This is a genomic window from Salipiger bermudensis, from assembly GCF_019801965.1.
Classification (GTDB): domain Bacteria; phylum Pseudomonadota; class Alphaproteobacteria; order Rhodobacterales; family Rhodobacteraceae; genus Salipiger; species Salipiger bermudensis_A.
In genome coordinates, this window is sequence record NZ_JAHVIA010000006.1 from 177,999 (window position 1) to 198,535 (window position 20,537).

At 68.1% G+C, this 20,537-nt stretch carries 19 protein-coding genes; 14 read left to right on the forward strand and 5 right to left on the reverse strand.

Annotation, left to right across the window (positions count from 1 at the left end):
- The first annotated feature begins 177 nt into the window (after positions 1-177).
- The 10 genes from repC (at position 178) to KUV62_RS14810 (ending at position 9,756) form a co-directional block, all read left to right on the forward strand.
- The gene (gene repC, locus KUV62_RS14765) at positions 178-1,329 is read left to right on the forward strand and encodes a plasmid replication protein RepC (protein WP_222604486.1); all 1,152 of its coding nucleotides are present in this window, start codon (positions 178-180) and stop codon (positions 1,327-1,329) included.
- Positions 1,330-1,834: 505 nt separating this feature from the next.
- Complete coding sequence (locus KUV62_RS14770) at positions 1,835-2,500, forward strand: hypothetical protein (RefSeq protein ID WP_222604487.1); 666 nt, start codon at positions 1,835-1,837, stop codon at positions 2,498-2,500.
- Between the two features lie 247 nt (positions 2,501-2,747).
- On the forward strand, positions 2,748-3,374 hold the full coding sequence (gene gfa / locus KUV62_RS14775) for an S-(hydroxymethyl)glutathione synthase (protein WP_222604488.1): 627 nt from the start codon (positions 2,748-2,750) through the stop codon (positions 3,372-3,374).
- A gap of 117 nt (positions 3,375-3,491) precedes the next feature.
- A complete protein-coding gene (locus tag KUV62_RS14780; RefSeq protein WP_222604489.1) occupies positions 3,492-4,217 on the forward strand; it encodes a response regulator in 726 nt (241 codons plus the stop codon).
- Between the two features lie 3 nt (positions 4,218-4,220).
- Complete coding sequence (locus tag KUV62_RS14785) at positions 4,221-5,378, forward strand: FIST N-terminal domain-containing protein (RefSeq protein ID WP_222604490.1); 1,158 nt, start codon at positions 4,221-4,223, stop codon at positions 5,376-5,378.
- The gene (locus KUV62_RS14790) at positions 5,375-7,612 is read left to right on the forward strand and encodes a PAS-domain containing protein (protein ID WP_222604491.1); all 2,238 of its coding nucleotides are present in this window, start codon (positions 5,375-5,377) and stop codon (positions 7,610-7,612) included. Before KUV62_RS14785 ends, KUV62_RS14790 begins: the two co-directional genes overlap by 4 nt.
- 174 nt (positions 7,613-7,786) lie before the next feature.
- On the forward strand, positions 7,787-8,455 hold the full coding sequence (locus KUV62_RS14795) for a hypothetical protein (RefSeq protein ID WP_222604492.1): 669 nt from the start codon (positions 7,787-7,789) through the stop codon (positions 8,453-8,455).
- A complete protein-coding gene (locus tag KUV62_RS14800; protein ID WP_222604493.1) occupies positions 8,452-8,811 on the forward strand; it encodes a hypothetical protein in 360 nt (119 codons plus the stop codon). Before KUV62_RS14795 ends, KUV62_RS14800 begins: the two co-directional genes overlap by 4 nt.
- A 65-nt stretch (positions 8,812-8,876) precedes the next feature.
- A complete protein-coding gene (locus KUV62_RS14805) occupies positions 8,877-9,227 on the forward strand; it encodes an antitoxin Xre/MbcA/ParS toxin-binding domain-containing protein (RefSeq protein ID WP_222604494.1) in 351 nt (116 codons plus the stop codon).
- Positions 9,228-9,240: 13 nt separating this feature from the next.
- Positions 9,241-9,756: an RES family NAD+ phosphorylase gene (locus KUV62_RS14810; protein ID WP_222604495.1), complete on the forward strand. Its 516-nt coding sequence runs from the start codon at positions 9,241-9,243 to the stop codon at positions 9,754-9,756.
- Here KUV62_RS14810 and KUV62_RS14815 read toward each other — a convergent pair.
- Positions 9,753-10,565: a quinoprotein dehydrogenase-associated SoxYZ-like carrier gene (locus KUV62_RS14815; RefSeq protein ID WP_222604496.1), complete on the reverse strand. Its 813-nt coding sequence runs from the start codon at positions 10,563-10,565 to the stop codon at positions 9,753-9,755. The two genes, KUV62_RS14810 and KUV62_RS14815, sit on opposite strands and share 4 nt — an antisense overlap.
- A 124-nt stretch (positions 10,566-10,689) precedes the next feature.
- On the opposite strand from KUV62_RS14815, the gene KUV62_RS14820 reads away from it, so the two are divergent.
- Positions 10,690-11,694 (forward strand): quinoprotein relay system zinc metallohydrolase 2, encoded by a 1,005-nt coding sequence (locus KUV62_RS14820; protein WP_222604497.1) that lies wholly within the window; start codon positions 10,690-10,692, stop codon positions 11,692-11,694.
- 443 nt (positions 11,695-12,137) lie between these two features.
- On the opposite strand, the gene KUV62_RS14825 is transcribed toward KUV62_RS14820, so the two are convergent.
- From KUV62_RS14825 to KUV62_RS14835, 3 genes are all read right to left on the reverse strand, one after another.
- Complete coding sequence (locus tag KUV62_RS14825) at positions 12,138-12,611, reverse strand: acyl-CoA thioesterase (RefSeq protein WP_222604498.1); 474 nt, start codon at positions 12,609-12,611, stop codon at positions 12,138-12,140.
- Between the two features lie 75 nt (positions 12,612-12,686).
- Positions 12,687-13,367 carry a response regulator transcription factor gene (locus KUV62_RS14830; RefSeq protein WP_222604499.1) on the reverse strand — a complete coding sequence of 227 codons (681 nt, stop codon included), beginning with the start codon at positions 13,365-13,367 and terminating at the stop codon, positions 12,687-12,689.
- Positions 13,368-13,376: 9 nt separating this feature from the next.
- Positions 13,377-14,960 (reverse strand): sensor histidine kinase, encoded by a 1,584-nt coding sequence (locus KUV62_RS14835; protein ID WP_222604500.1) that lies wholly within the window; start codon positions 14,958-14,960, stop codon positions 13,377-13,379.
- Between the two features lie 177 nt (positions 14,961-15,137).
- Between KUV62_RS14835 and KUV62_RS14840 the strand changes: the two genes are divergently transcribed.
- On the forward strand, positions 15,138-15,341 hold the full coding sequence (locus tag KUV62_RS14840; RefSeq protein ID WP_007802616.1) for a hypothetical protein: 204 nt from the start codon (positions 15,138-15,140) through the stop codon (positions 15,339-15,341).
- Between the two features lie 120 nt (positions 15,342-15,461).
- Here the strand turns inward: KUV62_RS14840 and KUV62_RS14845 are convergent, their stop codons facing one another.
- On the reverse strand, positions 15,462-16,154 hold the full coding sequence (locus KUV62_RS14845) for a hypothetical protein (RefSeq protein ID WP_261395677.1): 693 nt from the start codon (positions 16,152-16,154) through the stop codon (positions 15,462-15,464).
- A gap of 381 nt (positions 16,155-16,535) precedes the next feature.
- Between KUV62_RS14845 and glgX the strand changes: the two genes are divergently transcribed.
- Together glgX and KUV62_RS14855 are read left to right on the forward strand one after the other, a co-directional pair.
- Entirely contained in the window at positions 16,536-18,620 is a 2,085-nt protein-coding gene (gene glgX, locus KUV62_RS14850) for a glycogen debranching protein GlgX (protein ID WP_222604501.1), read from the forward strand.
- A gap of 165 nt (positions 18,621-18,785) precedes the next feature.
- The gene (locus KUV62_RS14855) at positions 18,786-20,450 is read left to right on the forward strand and encodes a BCCT family transporter (protein WP_222604502.1); all 1,665 of its coding nucleotides are present in this window, start codon (positions 18,786-18,788) and stop codon (positions 20,448-20,450) included.
- The last annotated feature ends 87 nt before the right edge of the window (positions 20,451-20,537 follow it).

The following is a 20,537-nucleotide window of genomic DNA, read 5'->3' on the forward strand; positions in this document are numbered from 1 at the left end:
AGTAGAAAACCAACAAGGAGGCACGAGAGGACAGGCGACAAAAGAAAAGCCCCCCAGGATTGATCCCGGAAGGCCCTTCTCGAACGTAGCAATTTGAGTTAGCCGCCAGACCCGGACTCTGTCAACCATGCATCGCGGTGCAGGGGCGGAGATTTGTTGTCTTTCGTGAAATGTCACATGGAAAACACGTCCCGACCCCCGTTCGGGCGACCGGTCTCGGCTTGTCTGCCGTCATCGGAAGCCTCGCAACGGCACACTCCCCCTATGCCCGACAAATGGGCCCTGTTGCGCGACCTGACCACCGGCGCCGAGGCGTTCGGGCTGGGCCACCGCACGCTGTCGGTGCTGAAGGCGCTGCTGACCTTCTGGCCGGAGCGCGAATTGCCCGACGCTCCCGAGAGCGCCATCGTCTTCCCCTCCAACCGCGTGCTCGCAGAGCGGCTTTCGGGTATGCCCGAGAGCACCCTGCGCCGGCACCTGGCAAAGCTGGTCGAGACCGGCATTGTCAGCCGTCATGACAGCCCGAACTGCAAACGCTACGCGCGCGGCCAGTCGGGCAGCATCGGCATCGCCTTCGGCTTCGATCTCTCCCCCCTCGCCCGCCACGCCTCCGCGCTGGCTTCCGCTGCCGAGAGCGTCACCGCGCAACGCGAGCGCATCGCGGTGCTGCGAGCCCGGCTCGGGATGCTGCGCCATCGCCTGACCGAGGATGGCGCAGCCGATGTGCTGATCGACGCCGCCCGGCTGATGCTGCGCCGTCGCGCCTCCGAGCAGGATCTCACCGAGCTGGTGAGCCGCCTCGAGGCCGCGCTCCCTGCCCCGGAGACCGTCGAGCCCAAGCCCGGGCCCGTGGCCGAAACAACCAAAATGAGCGCCAGCGCCGCCCGGAATGAGCGGCACATACAAGAAACAGATAATTCTATTTCTGACTCTGAGTCCGCGATGACCTCCGAGGCTCTACCTGCGGAAAGCGTCGGATCTGCAGAGAAGGTCGCTGCGATTACCGTGCCGATGATCACCGAGGCTTGCCGGGAGTATCAGGCCTTCTTCCCCGATCAGCCACGAGGCTGGCACGATCTCATCGCGATGTCGCACAGGCTCGCACCGATGCTCGGGATCGATCCACCGGTGCTGCATGAGGCGCAGCGCATCATGGGCGCGGAGCGCGCCGCGGCAACCGTGCTTTGCCTGCTCGAACGAGCCAGCGAGATCCGCAAGCCCGGGGCCTACCTGCGACGGCTGACACAGGTTGCGCGCAAGGGCAGCTTCTCGGTCAGCGCCATGCTGGCGGCGGCTGGACGGCGTGCGGCGATGCCGGCCTTTGCCTAGGGCGCAGCTCCCTCAAGCGTGGGTTTCCTTGGTTCTCTGACCATGCGGTAGATCCCTGTCCGGGGGGTGCGTCTTGTGTCCATCGCTTGACCAGTGACCCCACGCGATGCGTCGCCTCGTGAGCTGGGGCTTGCGAGGGTCCCCGTGAAGATGCTTAGGATGGGTCATCGGCAACGCGACCCTGTGACGATGCAAATGACTCCGGCCGACCGAGGCGCGAAAGCCGGGTTTTCGGGGCAAATCACGCGAAAACGGCGGGGAAATGGCCCACAAGCCTGAAATTGTCAGCTGACAATCTATAAAACTGCGTATTTTCAATTCGTTAGGCTTTTGTACCCCTGACAAGCCACCAAAAACCGGCTGACAATCCGTTGCGACCCTTGGCTGTGTTCCGGGCCGTGGTGCTCTTGGCTAGACTGGATCCCCAAGGCCGAGCCCGCAGAGACCCGAGAGCGATGATGAGCCCGACTTCGACGCCCGATGCCCAGTTCGTGAGCCGCCCGGTATGACGGCCGCGCTCGATGTCCCCGGTGCGACACTGCGCTGTCGCGACCTCGAGGCGCTGCGCGACACCGCGCTGGCGGGCTGCCCCGGATGGGGCGCGAACGAGACCATGCTGGTCGCCGATTTTCGTCCCTCCATGCTGCGCGGGTTGATCCGGGCGTTTCGCTCCGTGGCCGCCGCCGAGGCGTTGGTGCTGATCGGCTGGCGGGTGATCGAGGCGGGCGGGCAGGTAGGGCTGCTGGCGATCGGCTCCGGCGCCCCGGTGCTGGTGCCGCCGCAATCCGGGGCAGGGGCCATGCAGGAGGTTATCTCGGGGCTGGTGCGGGCGCATGACATGGCCGCGGCGCATGCGATGGCCGGGCGGCTCGACGATCCGCCGCTCGACCGTTGCCTCGTGTCGCTCGACCGGCTGACAACCGATGGCGAGCTGGTCATCGCCTCCGGCTTCGAGACGCCGGGCGCGGCGCTGCTGCGGCGGCTGGGAATGCTGAGCCAGACCCACGCCTTGCGGCTGGTCCAGATCACCGACCTCTCTTTCACCGGCGAGATGCAGGACGAACAGGCGGCGCCGGAGCTGCCCGGAGCGAGCGCCATTTCGCTCGATGCCTGCCTGCCGCCAGACGCGATCGCGCGGATCCTGCGCTCGGACTGGTCACTGCCGGGCTGATGGGACAAAAGTTGCGGCCTCTGACGGCATAACTTTCCGATTCGACCGACATTTTCCCGAAACACCACGCGATGCGCCCGGGCAAACGCCGCTTTCCTGCCAGAAAAGCGCAGTTCGGCAGTGGAAATCCCGCATTTCCGCCTTTGGGCCGATACGAATGGTTGCATTGTCCGAATCCCTCGCCGGGCGCACCCTCCCGGCAGGGGGCCGTATGGAGGCGGCGCCCACAGGGAGGAGACATCAGCAAATGGGAATTCTCGACAAGATCTTTGGCGGCGAGAGCGACAGCGCCGCACCGAAATATACGCATGTGAAAATCCACCCCGCGGTCGATGACGGTGTGAAGCCTGCGACCCCCGGCTTTTCCGGCGGGACGCTGAAATGCAAATGTCCCAGCGATCAGGTGGTGGTGACGGTGGAGGCACAAACCGCGCATAACCACGTCTGCGGCTGCACCAAGTGCTGGAAGCCGGCGGGCGCGATCTTCAGCCAGGTCGCCGTGGTCGGGCGCGACAAGCTCAAGGTCACCGCGCATGAAGAGAAGCTCGAGATCGTCGATGCGTCGGCCGCGATCCAGCGCCATGCCTGCAAGGGCTGCGGCGTCCACATGTATGGCCGTATCGAGAATACCGGGCATCCGTTCTACGGGCTTGATTTCGTTCATACCGAGCTGTCGCCGCAATCGGGCTGGGCGCCGGCGGAATTCGCCGCCTTCGTGTCGTCGATCATCGAGTCGGGTGTCGACCCGGACCGCATGGACGAGATCCGTGGCCGGCTGCGCGAGCTTGGGCTCGAGCCCTATGATTGCCTGTCGCCGCCGCTGATGGATGCCATCGCCACCCATGTCGCGAAGCAGAGCGGCGCGCTGAAATAGCGACGGCCGGCAACCGCGTCCGGCCCTGCGGGAAGCCGCCAGTTCGGCCGGACGCCCACAACACCATTGCGCGAACGAAAAACCCTGCGCTAACGTCCCTAGCGGGAGGACGTTTCAATGAAAGACATTACCGAGGCCCGGTTGCCGGACGCCGTGCGATCCGTCGTGATCGTCGACGATCATCCGCTCTACAGCGATGCGCTGGCGGCGGCCATCCAGCTGGTGTTTCCCGACTGCCGGGTCGAGAAGGCCCAGACCCTCGGCGCGGCGCTGGCGCTGATCGAGGCGGGCGTCTCGCCCGACCTGGTGATGTTCGATCTCAAGCTGCCGGACGTGTGCGGCATCTCCGGCTTCCAGAAGCTGCGCGAGGCGCTGCCTGACGTGCCGGTGCTGGTGATCTCGTCGCTGACCTCGGCGCAGGTGGTTCAGGCGCTGATGGAGGAGGGCGCGGCGGGCTTCCTGCCGAAAGACGCCCCGGCGCCGATGCTGCGCCAGGCGCTGCGCGAGATTGCCAGCGGTGCGCCCTACGTGCATCCCGGCTACCAGAGCAGCGCGTCATCCGTCGGCGGCGATGTGCCCTTCGAGGCGCTGCACCCGAAGCTCGCCGAGCTGACGCCGCAGCAGCAGCGCATCATGAAGCTTATCTGCGCCGGCAAGCCCAACAAGCAGATCGCCTACGAGCTGTCGCTGGCCGAGGCCACGGTCAAGGCCCACATCACCGCGCTCCTGCGCCGGCTCGGCGTGCAGAACCGCACCCAGGCGGCGGTGCTGGTCGAGAACTCGTCGCCCGCCACGGCCATCGGCGCCGGCGAGGCCGACGCGCAGGCCTTCCTGAGCCGCTAGCGCATGCGCGACGACCAGACGCCGCCGCGCTTCGTGCAGGTTGCCGTGTCGCGCGCCACCAGCGCCGAGGCGGCGGTGCGCGAGGTGCTGGCGGGCATCGACCTTCCCGAGACCTGCTTCGTGCTGGCCTTCGTGCCCGACGGGCTTTCGCTCGAGGCGGTGGCGGGCGCGCTCGAGTCCGGGGCAGGGGGGGTGCCGGTCTTCGGTTGCACGACGGCTGGCACGATCACCACCGAGGGCTACGAGACCGAAGCGCTGTTGCTGCTGGCCTTCCCGCGGGCGCATTTCCGCTGCGCCTCGATGCTGATCGCTCCACTGAAGCCGATGTCGATGAAATCCATCGCCAGCGAGCTGCGTACCCACGCCGCCCGCTTCCGCCGCACCGCCGGCTGGAACCGGCTGGCGCTGATCTTCGCCGATGGCCTCTCGAAGCAGGAGGACCTTCTGGTCGCCACGCTCGAGGCGGCGCTTGGCGAGGTGCCGGTGTTCGGCGGCTCGGCCGGAGACAACCTAGCCTTCAAGGAAACCTTCGTGCTGCACGAGGGGCGGTTCCACACCAACGCCGCGCTGCTGCTGCTGCTCGAGACCGACCTCGCCTTTCAGGGGCTGGGCTTCGATCACTTCCTGCCCACCGAGGAGCAGATGGTGGTGACCGATGCGCTGCCCGAGGAGCGGCTGGTGCTCGAGATCAACGGCGCCCCGGCGGCGCTGGAATATGCCCGCATCGTCGGCTGTCCGGTGGAGCAGCTCTCCCCGGAGGTCTTTGCCGAGAATCCGATGCTGGTGCGGCAAAACATGAACTATCACGTGCGCGCGGTGCATGACGCGCCGGGCGCCCACGCGCTGTCGTTTCTCGGCGCCATTGATGACGGTCTGATCCTGACGCTGGGCCGCGGCAAGGAGATCCTCGAGACGCTGGAGGCCGAGCTCGACGTGAAGGGCCCGCGCGAGGCGGCGCCGGATTTCGTGCTCGGCTTCGACTGCGTGCTGCGCAAGCTGGAGATCGAGCAGAAGCAGCTCACCGCGCCGGTTAGCGAGATCTTCCGCCGCCGCCGGGTGCTGGGCTTCAACACTTATGGCGAGCAGCACTGCGGGGTGCATGTGAACCAGACCTTCGTGGGCGTCGCTTTCTTCGAGCCGGGGAGGCGCGCCTTCGCATGATCGACCCCGACGAACCGCTCGACATCCAGCTCGCCCGGCAGGCCAAGATCATCGACGCGCTGATGCGCCGTGCCAACCGTCAGCACGAGGTCGGCGGCTCGGCCTATGGCGCCTTTCAGTCGGCGATCGCGCTGCAGGGGCAGATCTGGGCCAAGACCCGCGATCTCGAGCGCACCACCGACGAGCTGCGCCACGCCCGCGACGACACCCTGCGCATGCGCAAGAACCTCGCCGACGCGCTGGCGGCGATGGAGGGGGGCGTGGCGCTGTTCACCGCCGGGCGGCTCGAGGTCTGCAACGAGATCTTCCAGGCGCTGCTGCCCGACATCTCCGACCGGCTGCAGCCGGGGCTGTCGATCGACGCCTGCTTCGCCGCCATGTCCGACAGCCTGCACCTGGTCACGGTGGAAGGCAATTTCGACACCGCCCTGGCGCAGGCACGGCGGGGCAGGGTGGGGGCCTCGGTGGTGTCTCTGGTGATCGAGCTGGTGGGCGACCGCTGGTACCAGATCAACCTGCAGCGCACGAGCGCCGAGAACATCGTGCTGTTGCTCACCGAGATCACCTCGATCGTGCGCCGCAACCGCTCGGAGAAGGAAAGCCTGATCGACCGCCAGGCCGACTACCTGCAGGCGGTGTTCGAGAACATGACCTCCGGGGTCTGCACCTTCTCGCCCGAGGGCGAGGTGATGATGTACAACCAGCAGTTCCGCCAGCTGCTGGGGCTGCCCTACACCATGCTGCAGCAGGGCTCCGACCTGCACCGGCTGCTCGACTTCGTCGCCCAGCACGCGCTGATCACCGAGGCCGAGGAATTCGATATCGGCTACTGGCTCGACCGGCTCGAGCGCCAGGGGCGGCTGCGCCGCAGGGTGCGCCACGCCACGGGGCGGATGCTCGACCTGCACGCCCACCGGCTGCCGGATGGCGGTGTGCTGCTCGAGCTCAAGGATGTCACGCTCGAAACCCGCGCCACGGTGATGCTCGAGAACCGGGTGGCAGAGCGCACCGAGGAGCTGACCCGCGCCAATGTCCAGCTGCGCCAGCAATTCGCCGAGATGGCGCGGGTCGAGGAGGAGCTGCGCGTCGCCAAGGAGCGCGCCGAGGCGGCGGTGTCGTCGAAGACCCGCTTCCTCGCCGCCGCCAGCCACGACCTGCTGCAGCCGATCAACGCCGCCAAGCTGCTGATCGCGACGCTGAAGGAAAGCGCCTCGGAGAGCCGCTTTGCCCCGATGGTCGAGAGGCTCGACGGCGCGTTTTCCTCGATCGAGCAGCTGCTGCATTCGCTGCTCGACATCTCGCGGCTGGAATCGGCGGACCGCTCGCTGACGCCGTCGGACGTGTGCCTCGGCACGCTGATGCGCAGCGTCTGGGAGGACCAGACCCCGGTGGCGCAGCGCAGGGGCGTGCAGCTCGACGTGGTGCCCAGCATGGTCTTCGTGCGCTCTGACCCGGTCTACCTGCTGCGCTCGATCCAGAACCTCGTGGTCAACGCGCTGCAATACACGCCGGCGGGCGGGCGGGTGCTGGTGGGCTGCCGGCGCAAGGGCGCTGCGGTGGAGCTGCAGGTCTGGGACACCGGCATCGGCATCAGCCGCAAGGACCAGAAGCGGATCTTCGAGGAATTTGCCCGCGCCGACAACGTACCGCTGGGCTCCGGGGTGGGGCTCGGCCTGTCGATCGTCGACCGCACCTGCCGCCATCTCGGTCACAAGGTGCGGGTGCGCTCGAAGCCGGGCATCGGCTCGGTGTTCTCGATCGAGATGGAGGCGGCGGCGGGCCGCCCGGCGGCGCCGCAGGAGGGCTGCGACCAGACGCCGGCGGTGGCCGAGGCCGAGATGGATTACCTCATCCTGGTGATCGAGAACGACCCGGACGTGCTCTACGCCTTCACCCACAAGCTCGAGCAATGGGGCGCGAGCGTCTTCGCCGCGCGCTCGGCGGCGGAGGCGCTCACCCATGTGCGTGACATGGGCATGGCACCGGACATCATCCTGGCCGATTACCAGCTCGACGATGGCGAGACCGGCGACCGCGCGATTGCCGCGGTGCGGGCGGAATGCGGCCTGCAGGTGCCGGCGATCATGATCACCGCAGACCGCAGCAACGAACTGCTGAAGCGCGGTGCGCGGGAGGGCTTCTCGCTGCTCACCAAGCCGGTGCAGCTGTCGCGGCTGCGCCCGCTGATCGAGTGGAAGGTGCGCTGGCAGGCGCCGGAGGAGGCCGCGGAGTGAGGTACCGGGTTTCCGGCGCCGCGCCGGGGGGCCAGCCCCCCGGACCCCCGGGATATTTCCGGCCAGAAGAAGGGCAGGGCGCGGCGCGGGGGGCGCCGGGGCGCGGCACCGACAAAAGTCGGCAATGACAGGGGGGGCAGGGCGAATAGCATGGGGCGCGGGAGGATACACATCATGCGCAAGACACTGGCCCTCGTGGCGGCACTGAGCTGTTTCGCGGTCCCTGGCGGGGCGGCGACGACGGAGGCGGAGCAGACCTATGATCTGCTGTTCAAGGGCGGCACGCTCGACGCGGTGAGCCGCGACGCGGAGCTGACCTATACCCGCGAGGTGCACAACGCCGCCAAGCCCGAGGCGGCGGAGCGCGACACCGGCGCCATCGCGCTGTCCTTCGACGAGGGCGAGGCGGTGCTGGCGACGCTGGAATTCCGCCAGGACGGCAAGCACCGCAATCTCGGCAGCTTCCCGGCCAGCGTCGGCAACCCGATGATCATGGTGTTCTACGAGAGCGTGATCCGCGACATGGCGGAAACCGCCGGCGGCTCGCCGTTCTACATCCGCAACCGGGTCAAGGAGGCGCTGGTGAAGCCGGCGGAGATCGAGACCGGCCAGGCGGAGTTCGGGGGCGAGACCGTGGCGACCCAGACCGTCACGCTGCGGCCCTTCCTCGACGATCCCAACCGCGACCGGATGATGGGCTTCGGCGATCTCGAGCTGCGGGTGACGATGTCGGACGAGGTGCCGGGCTGGTATCTCAGCCTGGTGGCCGAGGCGCCGGGGGCGCAGGGGGCCGGGGAGGGCTATCTCTCGGCGCTGCGCTTCGAGCAGGTGAGCGGACAATGATCCGCGCGGTGGTGCTCGGTCTCGGGCTGGCGCTGGTGGCGCCGGGCTGGGCCGCGGCGCAGGGCGTGGCCGAGCGGCTCAACGACTACCCGACCGAGGCCCGGGCGGATTACGTCTTCGGCTGCATGGCCGCGAATGGCCAGAGCCGGCAGGTTCTGCGGCAATGCGCCTGCTCGATCGACGAGATCGCGGCAATCCTGCCCTATGAGAAATACGTCGAGGCGGAGACCGTGCTGTCGATGCGGCTCACCGGGGGCGAGCGCATGGCGGTGTTCAACAGCGCCGTCGCCGCCAACACGCTGGTCGTCGATCTGCGCCGGGCGCAGGCCGAGGCGGAGGTGGTGTGTTTCTTCTGAGCCCTTGTGATTTGGTGGAAAGCCACCCATATTGACGGGAAGTGCGTCAGAATGGGTGGCATGACATGGATCTTCAGGGTGTTTCCGATCACGGCCTCTTCGCGCCGCGGCTGATGGCGCAGAGCCTGCGCACCACCGTGGACGAGATCGCCCAGACCGCCGGTCTGGGCCGGGACGCGCTGACCCGCGCCAACCGGGTGGGCACGCCGCGCACCCAGAAGCGGCTGCGCGAGATGGTCGAGATCCTCAACCGCGTGGCGCCGCGCTTCGGCTCCGACCTCCTGGCCTATGCCTGGTATCGCTCGACCCCGCTTGCGGGCTTCGGCGAGGCCACCGCGATGCAACTGGTGCGCGATGGCCATGCGGAGCGGGTGCATCTCTATCTCGACAGGCTGGACGCGGGCGTCTTCGCCTGATGCTCTTCACCTGATGCGGTATTCCGGCACGCTCTATCGCGCGCTTTCGCCCTACTGGGCCTACCGGCCCTTGTCGGGTGACGGGGCGAAGCAGTTTGGCGGGCGCTTCAACCGGCCCGGCCGGGCGGCGCTCTATCTCGCGGACAGCGTGGAGACGGCGCTCAACGAGGTGCAGCAGGCGGGAATGTTTTCGCCGGTGACGCTGGTCGCGGTGGAGGCGGATCTGGAGCCGCTGTTCGACGGCTGCGATGCGGCGGCACTGGAGAAGTTCGGCGTCGGGCCGGCGGATCTGGCGATCCGTGACTGGGCCACGCGGCAGGCGGACGAGGGGCGGGCGCCGACGCAGGCGCTGGCCGAACGGCTGATCGAGGCCGGGTTCTGCGGCATGGTGGTGCCGAGCTTCGCGCCCGGCGCGAAGCCGCAGGCGCGCAACACCGTGCTCTGGCGCTGGGGCGATGCGCTGCCGCACCGTCTGCGGCTGATGGACGATCAGAACCGCCTGCGTCATCCGCCGGCGCCGCCGCTCTAGCCCTCCAGCTTCGGCAACTCGGTCTCGAAGGCGTTGCCGTCGGTGTCGCTGGCCCGGACGGTGAGCGCGGGCGCGCCATTGTCGTCATAAGCAAAGCGGAACACCGGGTTCTCGCTGATCGAGATGCCGCCATCCATCGCAAACAGCATCTCCTCGCCCTGCCAGACCTCGAGATGGTCGATGAAATGCGCCGGGATGAAGAGCTGGGTGATCTGGTCGCGCTGCAGGCCGGAATAGTTCGGGTGCCGGATCTGGATCTGCGCCTCGCGCCGGGGCACCGAGATCGCCGGCGCCTCGGCGGCACCGAAGAGCCGCAGCTTCATCTGGCCCATGTTGGCGAGCGCCACCTCGGGATCCTTTGTGGCCGGGGCCGAGCAGCCCCCCGAAGCTTTCACGAAGCGCCCGTCCATGCGCAGCCCTTCGGGGGTGCCGGCGATGACGCGGACGTTGGAATATTGGTTGACCCGCACCCGCATCTCGAAATCGAGCGGCGCCATGGCGGGCGAGAAGGTGAACTCCCCGGCGACCGGGGCCGGGTTCTCGTCGATCACCACGGTGGCGGTCTCGATGCGGGCCGAGGGGTCGGTCTGGACGATGTGGATCGGCACCGTGGCGGCGTCCTCGGCGCGGTAGGGCGCCTCGACGGTGAACAGCCCGTCGGCGGGGGCGATCTCGGCCTCGCCGGCGACATCGCCGCGCAGGCTCTCCCAAGTGGGGCTGTCGGTCAGCGGGTTCTGGGTGTCGGCGGCGAGCGCCGGAAACGCCAGGGCGGCCGCCAGAAGGGCGGCGGGGATGGTGATGCGGTCCATGCTTCTCCTCCTCGCATGGGATAGGCTCCGATCATGCCACAGATCGGCGCGCAGCGATACCGAGCGCATCGTCGGTATGGTTCACGGCGGCGTGTGGCGCGAGGCTGCGGCGAGGAGGGGCGCGATGTTCGAGGCGGTTGTGATGATCTGCGCGGCGCTGGCGGGGGAGCCCTGCCGCGCGGCGCTGGTGCCGGGCTTCGAGGCGGAAACGCTGGAGGGCTGCGAGGCGGCGCTGGCGGCGCGCGCGGTGGAGGGCGCGCTGTGCCGGGCGGCAGGCGGGGCGCTGGCGGTCGAAGAGGTGGCGCCGGGAGTCTTCGTGCACGAGGGCAGGATCGAGGAGCCGGACGCGGGCAATGGCGGCGACGTGTCGAACCTCGGCTTCGTCATCGGCGACGCGGCGGTGGCGGTGATCGACAGCGGTTCGGCGGCGTGGATCGGCGAGGCGCTGTGGCGGGCGATCCGGGCGCGCACGGATTTGCCGGTCAGGCACGTGATCCTCACCCATGTGCATCCCGACCACGTGTTGGGGGCTGGCGTTTTCGCGGGCGCCGAGGTGGTGGGCCATGCCGGGCTGGCGCGGGCGCTGGCGGAGCGGCAGGGCAACTATCTCGAAAGCTTCGCACGCGAGATCGGCCTGCCGCTGTTTCTCGGCACCGAGGCGCCGGAGGTGACGCGCGGGGTCGTGGACGCGACGCTGATCGATCTTGGCGGGCGGGTGCTGGAGCTGAGGGCCTGGCAGACGGCGCATAGCAGCAGCGATCTGACGGTTTTTGACCGCGAAACGGGGACGCTCTTTGCCGGCGATCTGGTCTTCGATCGGCACGTGCCGGCGCTCGATGGCAGCCTGCGGGGCTGGCAGGCGGTGTTGTCGGAGATGCACGGGCTCGAGGTCGCGCGGCTGGTGCCGGGGCATGGCGGGCCGGTGCTCGACTGGCCCGAGGGCGGGGCGCCGGTGCTGGGCTATCTCGACGTGCTGGCGCGGGATGCGCGGGCGGCGATCGACGCGGGGTTGCGGCTGGGGGAGGCGGTGCGGGAGATCGGGGCGAGCGAGGCCGGGGCGTGGGCGCTCTTCGAGGCGTTCAACGCGCGCAACGCGACGGTGGCCTATACGGAGCTGGAGTGGGAGTAGGGGCGGGCGCGAACGTCGTTCAACCGATTAGGCTGCAGGGTGGACGGTACCGAGCGTGCGAGGCCTGCCTTCCGAAGGCTTGAACGGAGCCCAAGCGCGGAATCAAGCCCGAAGGGCGCCGCGCCATCGCCGGCCCGCCTCCCGGGCTGGCGATTTGGTCGGGCTGGGCGCTTAGTTGTGAGGTCCTTCGGACTTGGCAGGGATAAATCGAGAGGTTCGTAGCGCTGGATCGCCACCCCGCGGGCCGGCGATGGCGCTGCGCGCCGTCGAGGGCCTTGCGTATGAGCCTAGCTCAGCAGGGATCTTGCCTAGGCTGGTCTTGAGATCGGCGATTTCGAGCCTCTGCGGAGAGATCGGCCGCGCGGCTGAATGCTCATGCCGGGCTAACGCCAGCGGCACCGATCGTCAGCGATAAGGCAGGCCTCTCCCGAAGCCCGTTCCCCTCAGCCCTCCGATGCCTTTTGCAGCTCCTTCGAGAACTGCCGGCGCAGCTGGCGGCGGACCTCGGCGGCGCGGTTGCGCTTTTCCTCGGTCTCGGTGAGGATCTTCAGCTCCGGCACCTCGGCCGGCTTGCCGTCGTCATCCACCGCCACCATGGTGAAATAACACGAGTTGGTGTGGCGCCGCGTGCCCTTGCGGATGTCCTCGGCCTCGACCCTGATGCCCACCTCCATCGAGGTGCGCCCGACATGGTTCACCGCGGCGCGGAAGGTCACCAGCTCGCCCACGTTGATCGGCTGCTTGAAGGTCACCTGATCGACCGAGAGCGTGACCGCGTAGCGCCCCGAGAAGCGCGAGGCGCAGGAAAACGCCACCCGGTCGAGCAGGTTCAGCAGCGCGCCACCATGCACCTTGCCGCTGAAATTCGCCATGTCCGGCGTCATCAGAACGGTCATCTCAAGCTGCCTCGGGTCCATCACGCGCTCCTGTCCTTGCATCCCCGGTGTTTGCGCCAAACACGCGCGAGCGCGCAAGACCTAACTGCCGCAGGGTCAGCGCGTGGGGGCGACACCCTCGAGACAGAAGCCGCGATTGCGCACGGTGGTGATCTCGAAGCCGAAATCGGAGGCAGGTTTGAGCTTCTTGCGCAGGTAGCCGATATAGACGTCGACGACGTTCTCCGAACTCGACTCCCCGGCCCAGAGCGCATCGAAGATCTGGCCGCGGGGCAGGGGGGTGCCGGCATGCTCGGCCAGCAGCGCCAGCAGCGCGAACTCGCGTTCGGTCAGATGTTCGGAGCGGGTCTCGGTGGCGAGGCTCTGGTCCTGCGCGCGCAGCCGGGCGGGGGAGGGCCGCAGCGCCGCGACGCGGCGCTCCTGCACCTTGAGCCGCGCGACCAGTTCGTCGAAGGAGAACGGCTTGACCACGTAGTCATCCGCCCCGGCCTCGAGCCCGGCGGCGCGGTGCTCGACCTCCGACAGCGCCGAGAGCATGACGATGGGCAGCTGCGCCCCGCTCGCGCGGGCCGCGCGAACAAGCTCGATGCCGCTGTCGGCGCCGAGCATGACATCGACCACGGCAGCGACGTAGCGCTGTCCGGTCAGCTCGGGCAGGGCGGTGTCGGCGCGGTTGCGGGTCTCGACGGCGTAGCCGTGCAACCCCAGCCCGCGCGCCAGCGCGGAGCAGATCTCGGGGTCGTCATCGACCACCAGAAGGGGCGCGGATCCGGTCATGGCGGGAGACTACGCGCTGGCGGGCGGAAGGCGAACCGAGATTTTTGTCCCGGGTGCATCGCCGAGGGCCGTCTCGCGGGGCAGGGGGCTTGTCACCGCGATCGTGCCGCCCTGCTGCTCGACCACCCAACGCGCCAGCGCGAGGCCGAGCCCGAAGCCCTGCGCGGTGCCGCCCGCGCCTTGTGCGAAGCGGTCGAAGATGCGCGCCTGATCCTGCGGCGCGATGCCGGGGCCGTTGTCGATCACGTCGAGAGTGCCATCAGGGGCGATCTCGAGCCGCAGCGCGGCGCCGCTGCGGGCATGGCGGATGGCGTTGCGGATCAGCCCGACGATCACCTGCCGCAGCCAGTTGCGGTCGCCCAGCACGGTGACCTCGGGGCTTTCGGGCGCGTCGAGCGTCATGCCGGCGTTCGACAGCTCGGCGGCGGTCTCGGCGATGGCATCCTGCAAGAGCGCGCCGAGGTCGACCGGCGCGGTGTCGAGCCCGAGCTGGCCGGTCTCGGAGCGGGCGATGCGCAGTAGGTCGTCGATGCGCCGGTTGAGCCGGGTGGCGCGGGTCTCGATGGTGGCGAAGGCGGATTGCGGGTCGGGCGCACCCTGACGGCCGAGTTGCGCTTCCATCAGGATCACCGTCAGCGGCGTGCGCAGCTCGTGGGAGATGTCGGCGAAGAAGCGGCGGCGGTCCTCGTCGGTGCGCTCGAGCCTTGTGTTGGCGGCGCGCAGCGCCTCGGTGCGCTCCTCGATGATCTGGTTCAGCCGGGCGCGATCCTGCGCCACGGTCTCGGCGCGGGTCGCAAGGGCCTCGGCCATGCGGTTGGTCTCGGCGTAGAGCTGGCCGATCTCGTCGCGGCGGTCGTCGGGCAGGCGGATGGCGAAATCCTCGCCGCGGATGCGCTGCGCCGCCGCGCGCAGCGCGTCGAGTCGGCGGAACTGCGGGCCGACGAGGCCGAAATAGACCCCGGCGCAGAGCAGCAGCGCCGCCAGCCCCATGATCAGCGCCGCCGTGGTCAGGCGCTGGCGCAGCCTATCGATGCCGGTGAGGATCTCGCGGCGGAGGCGCTTCTCCTCGTTCACCGCCTCGGCGAGCAGGGGCTCGAAGCCGGAGGCGAAGGTATCGAGATAGGCGCGCAGGCGGTCGCGGTCGGAGGTCTCGGAGACCAGACCGTCATGGGCCTGCGCGAAACGCGCCTCCATGCGGGCGATGGAGAGCGAGAGCGTGGCGCGGCGGGTCTGGGCGTCGAGCCCGAGGCTCTCGGCGCTGGCGACCTCGGCATCGAGCCCGGCGCGCAGCCGGGCGAAGGTCTGGCGCAGGGTCCGGGCGATGGTGTCGGTGCGCTCGGCGCGGATCTCGGGCGGCTGGCCGCGCTGGATGACCTCGGCGGCCACGACGATGAAGGTCGAGACCTGGGTCGAGAGCGCGGCGTATTCCTCGAGCCGCCGCTCGGCGGCCAGCGCGCTGTCGAGCCGGTCGGAAACCTGCGCCATGCCCAGCACCACCATCGCTGCGGTGAGCAGCGTGGTCAGCGTCAGAAGCCCCGCGGCGAGGCCGAGCCGGGCTTTGAGCGACAGGGGCGGCAGGACACGCGTTACCATTTGGTCAGCTTTGTTTACCTTTATTTAACGCCCAAAATGTGTCATATTGGGGCATTATCCGCTGAAAATTTAGCCACATGCTGCAGTGCAGCATGGCTGACACAAATGGTTTGAGCCATTTTTCATCCTGCCTACGTGACTCTGACACTGCATCACGTCCCAACCCACGAGGCAAACATGATTGAGCTTCTTTTTGTGGCCTGTCTGTCCACAGCGCCAGATCAGTGCCAGGAACGCAGCCTGCTGTTCACCGACATCTCCCCGATGACCTGCATGATGGGCGCCCAGCCCGAGCTTGCGAAATGGACCGAGACCCACCCGGCCTTTCGGGTGACCGGTTGGAAATGCCAGATGGTCAACCCGAACGAAAAAGAGGTCTGAGCCCGTCACGCGGCCCTGTGGGGAGGGCCGGCCGCGTGACCTCCCGCTCCGTGCCGTCCCTCGCGGGACAGCGCATTCCGGCCTCCGGGGACCACGGCAGGAAGTTCCGCGCCGCTGGTCCTAGCTCCGTTCCGAGATCTTGCCCGGGTTGTCGATGACCCTGAGACCGAGCCGCGCTTCGCGGGCGCGGCGGACTTGCCGTGGCAGCAGGTTGCCGGCCAGCGCCGAGAGATAGGCGCCGATCTCGGCCTCGGCGCGCTCGCGGCTCTTCTTGGCCCGCAAGAGCCGCCCGAGCGACGAGCCGCGCTCCGCCGCCTTGGCCGCCAGCAGCATCAGGGCGATCTCGCGCAGGCGGTAGAGCGTCATCTCCGCCACGTCCGGGCTGAGACCGGCGAGCAGCGGCTCGGGCGGGGTGATCTCGGAGAGCAGCTCGCGAAGGGTCTCGCCATGCTTCGACTCCTCGGCGCGGGTCAGGCAGACCTCGACCACGCCGGCCATCTCGGCCTGAAACACCGCCCGGCCGACCTTGGCGCTCTGCTCGGAATAGCCCTGCTGGCGCAGCATCGTCAGATCACCGCGCTTCGGGTCATCGGTGACCGTCAGCCCGTCGAGCTCGAGCTCGGAGGGCTCGGACTCGCCGAGCGCGTCGCGCAGGCCGCCGGCCTCGGCGAACACCGCGAGCTGCAGGAGATCGTCCCGCGAGAGATCGCAGGAGAGGCGGCTGATGCCGGTGCCGCGGTCTCCCCGGAAGCTCAGGGAGAGACGGCAGGTGCCGTCGTCGCGCATGTCCATGACGAAGATTTTCGAAGCCATGCGCGGCAATTAGGCATAGCCCGCGACGGGTGCAAGCGGGGCTTTCGGTGACGCGACAGCCGCTGGCGGATTTCGACCGATGCGGCCGCTGGCCCGGCCGGCAACACATCCGCGGGGCGGAATTCGACGGGCGGCGCGATAATTTTCGGGAACCGATTGCGGCCATGTCGTGTTGGGGTCGTGGTCGGCAGACGTGCGGCCTGCGAGTCTCCCCGTCCTTCGGTCGCAGGTGCCGGACAAGACCCAGCGCAGACCCCTTTGACACCCGAGCGACCGTGAGAGGATGCCCACGCGAATGCCAGACCGCTTTTCGCACGCCATGCCCGCCTCCCGGTCGTCTTTCGGCCCGTCTCTCCCCTCCCTCTGATCCCGGACACTGTCATGCTTCACTCGCATAACGAGACAATCGATCCGCGCGACGTCAGCGTCGATCCCGCCCGCTCCCGCCCCGATCAGCTCGGCGCCCGTTTCGACGGCGAAGGCACCAATTTCGCGCTGTTCTCGCAGCATGCCGACGCGGTCGAGCTCTGCCTCTTCGACGCCGCCGGCGAGGAGGAGCTGGCGCGGGTCGAGCTGCCGCGCGCCGAGGGCGGCATTTTCTTCGGCTATTGCCCGGGCGTGCTGCCGGGGCAGGCCTATGGCTACCGGGTGCACGGACCGCACAAGCCCAAGGAGGGCCACCGCTTCAATCCGCACAAACTCCTCCTCGATCCCTACGCCATGGCGATGCGCGGCACGCTGACCTGGGATGATGCGCTCTACGGCTACCCGGTGGGCGGCTCCGATCTCGAGCTCGACACGCGCGACAGCGCCGCCTTCATGCCCAAGGCCGTGGTCGCCGATCCGGTCTTCGACTGGGAGGCCGATCAGCAACCGCGCGTGCGCTGGCAGGACACGGTGATCTACGAGGCGCATGTGAAGGGGCTGACCATGCGCCATCCGGGCGTTGTCCAAGCCGATCGCGGCACCTTTCGCGGCCTCGCCTCGGAGCCGGTGATCGAACATCTGCAGAAGATCGGCGTCAGCACCATCGAGCTGCTGCCGATCCATGCGATGGTGCAGGACCGCCATCTCGTCGAGCAGGGCTTGCGCAATTACTGGGGCTACAACACGCTGGGCTTCTTCGCGCCGAACCGCAATTACCTCGCGGGCGAGGACGTGCGCGAGGTGCGCGCCGCGGTGAAGCGCTTCCACGCGGCGGGCATCGAGGTCATCCTCGACGTGGTCTACAACCACACCGCGGAGGGCAACGAGCTCGGGCCGATGCTGTCGTTCAAGGGCATCGACAACGCCAGCTATTACCTGCTCTCGCCCGAGGATCGCCGCCACGGCTTCGACACCACCGGCACCGGCAATACGCTCAACGTCTCGCATCCGATGGTGCTGCGGCTGGTGATGGACTCTTTGCGCTACTGGGTCGAGGCCTTCCACGTCGACGGCTTCCGCTTCGACCTCGCCTCGACGCTGGCGCGCGAGCCCGACGGGTTCGAGCGCGAGGGCGCCTTCTTCAACGCCATCCGGCAGGATCCGGTGCTGAGCCAGGTCAAGCTCATCGCCGAGCCATGGGATGTCGGCGAGGGCGGCTACCAGGTCGGCGGTTTTCCCTGGCCCTTCCGCGAGTGGAACGACAAGTTCCGCGATGACGTGCGCGCCTTCTGGCGCCGCGATCCGGGGCTCTTGCCCGGCCTGTCGGAGCGGCTGATGGGCAGCCCGGTGCAGTTCGATCATTCGCTGCGGCCCGCCACCTCCTCGGTGAATTTCGTTGCCGCCCATGATGGCTTCACCATGTGGGACACGGTCTCGTACAACGACAAGCACAACGAGGCCAATGGCGAGGGCAACCGCGACGGCCACGGACACAACCTCTCGGACAACATGGGCGATGAGGGCGCTACCGACGATGCCGGCATCAACGCCGCCCGCGAGGCGCGGGTGAAGGGAATGCTGGCAACGCTGCTGCTGTCACACGGGGTGCCGATGCTGCTGGCGGGCGACGAGCTGGGCCAGAGCCAGGGCGGCAACAACAACGCTTATTGCCAGGACAATGAGATCACCTGGATCGACTGGGAGGGCGCGCGGCCGGGGCTGGTCGAGGCGGTGTCGGCGCTGACCGCACTGCGCCGCGAGTGGCGCGGGCACCTGGCGCCCTACGGCTTCTGGCCGCGCCCCGAGGCCACCGAGACCACCTGGATCCACCCCGAGGGCCGCGAGATGTCGGGCGATGACTGGCAGGATGGCGGGCTTTTCGCGGTGGGGATGCGCCACCACCAGGAAGACTGCGCCGACCTGATCGTGCTGGTCAATGGCGGCGACGCCTGCACCTTCACGCTGCCGGAAGAGGGCGATTGGGAACTCATCCTCGATACCGCGCGCGATCCGGTGAGCTGCGCCGAGCCGATCGCGGACCGGCTGACCGTCGAGACCCAGTCGGTGGCGGTTCTCCGGGATCTCTCGGCCGCTGGCTGAGCCTGCGCCGCGCCCGGGCCCATCGGCGGCATCCGGGCGCGGCCTCGCCTCGCGTCGGCGGGCCGCCGCCGGTTCCCGTTTCCCCGGAAAAGCTCACCCGGTTGTGAACTTTCTGCGCCCCTGATGCGTTGCCTCGCGAAAGAGAACAGCGAAAGGGACACCGAGATGAAGCAAATGCCACCGCAGGACTCCTTCTGGATCTTTCCAAAGGTTCACCGGCCCGTCTTCATCGTCTCGGCGGGGCTGATCGTCGGCTTCATCCTCTTCGGGGTGCTGTTCAACGATCTCGCCAACACCATCTTCACCGGGCTGCAGACCCTCTTGGCGCGCTATCTCGGCTGGGCGATGATCCTGCTGGTCAATGCGCTCCTGCTCTTCACCCTGGTGATGGCGATCGGGCCGTTCGGCGATGTGCGGCTCGGCAAGATGGAGGAAGATCCGGAATACTCGATCTTCTCCTGGACGGCGATGCTGTTCAGCGCCGGCATCGGCATCGGGCTGATCTACTGGGGCGTGGCCGAGCCGATGTATCATTTCCTCGCCCCGCCGATGGAGGAGGCGCAGAGCGTCGCCGCGGCGCAGGAGGCGATGGCGATCAGCTTCATGCACTGGGGCTTCCACGCCTGGGCGATCTACGCCGTGGTCGGGCTGGCCTTGGCCTATTACCATTTCCGCAAGGGCCTGCCGCTCTCGATCCGCTCGACGCTCTACCCGCTGATCGGCGATCGGGTCTACGGCTTCTGGGGCGACGTGGTCGATATCGTCGCGGTGTTCGGCACCATGTTCGGCATCGTCACCTCGCTCGGCCTCGGTGCGACGCAGGTCAATGCCGGGCTCGAGCAGGTCTTCGGCCTGCCCAACAACGCCCTGGTGCAGATCCTCATCATCGCCGCGATCACGCTGATGGCGACGCTTTCGGTGGTGGCGGGGCTCGACGGCGGCATCAAGCGGCTGTCGAACGTCAACATCATCCTGACCATGGTGCTGCTCGCCTTCATGGTGATCGTCGGCCCGACGCTGTTCATCTTCGACAGCTTCATCGACAATTACGGCTACTATCTCAGCCGGCTGATCCAGCTCGGTACCTGGAGCGAAGGCTGGGTCGGTGGCAACGATGGCGGCAGCTGGCAGGACAGCTGGACGATCTTCTACTGGGCCTGGTGGGTCAGCTGGGCGCCCTTCGTGGGCGTCTTCATCGCCCGCATCAGCCGTGGCCGCACGGTGCGCGAGTTCATCCTCGGCGTGATGCTGCTGCCCTGCACGATCATGTTCTTCTGGTTCACCGCCTTCGGCGGCACCGCGATCTCGATCTCGCTCGGCGGCGATCAGGCGCTGGTCGAGGCCACGCAGGAAAACTATGCCAATACCATGTTCGTGCTGCTGGAGTATTTCCCGCTGTCGAGCGTCACGGCGGTGTTTGCTACGGTGCTGATCGTGATGTGGTTCGTGACCTCGTCGGACTCGGGCAGCTTCGTGATCGACATGCTGACCGCCGGCGGCGATCCCAACCCGCCGAAGGTCCAGCGCATCTTCTGGGCGGTGACCGAAGGTGCGGTGGCCTCGGTGCTGCTGCTCGCCGGCGGGCTCGAGGCGCTGCAGGCGGCGGCGGTGGTCGCGGGCTTCCCCTTCGCGGTGGTGCTCTGCCTGATCGCCTGGTCGCTGGTGCGGGCGCTGCGCTGGGATGACCTGATGATGCACCGCCACCGCCAGCGCTACCGCAGCGACCGCGAGGCCGAGCACAACATGCCCGGCGATATCCACGACGAGTATGTCGAGCGCGACCGCACGCGGGAGGACACGCCCTCCGGTCGGATGAAGCCGGCGGAGTAATCGACGGGACACTATATATAGATGTGCCATGAGGAGCGCCCCCGCGGGATTTCGCGGGGGCGTTTGTGCTTGCGGCGGCGGGGCAGG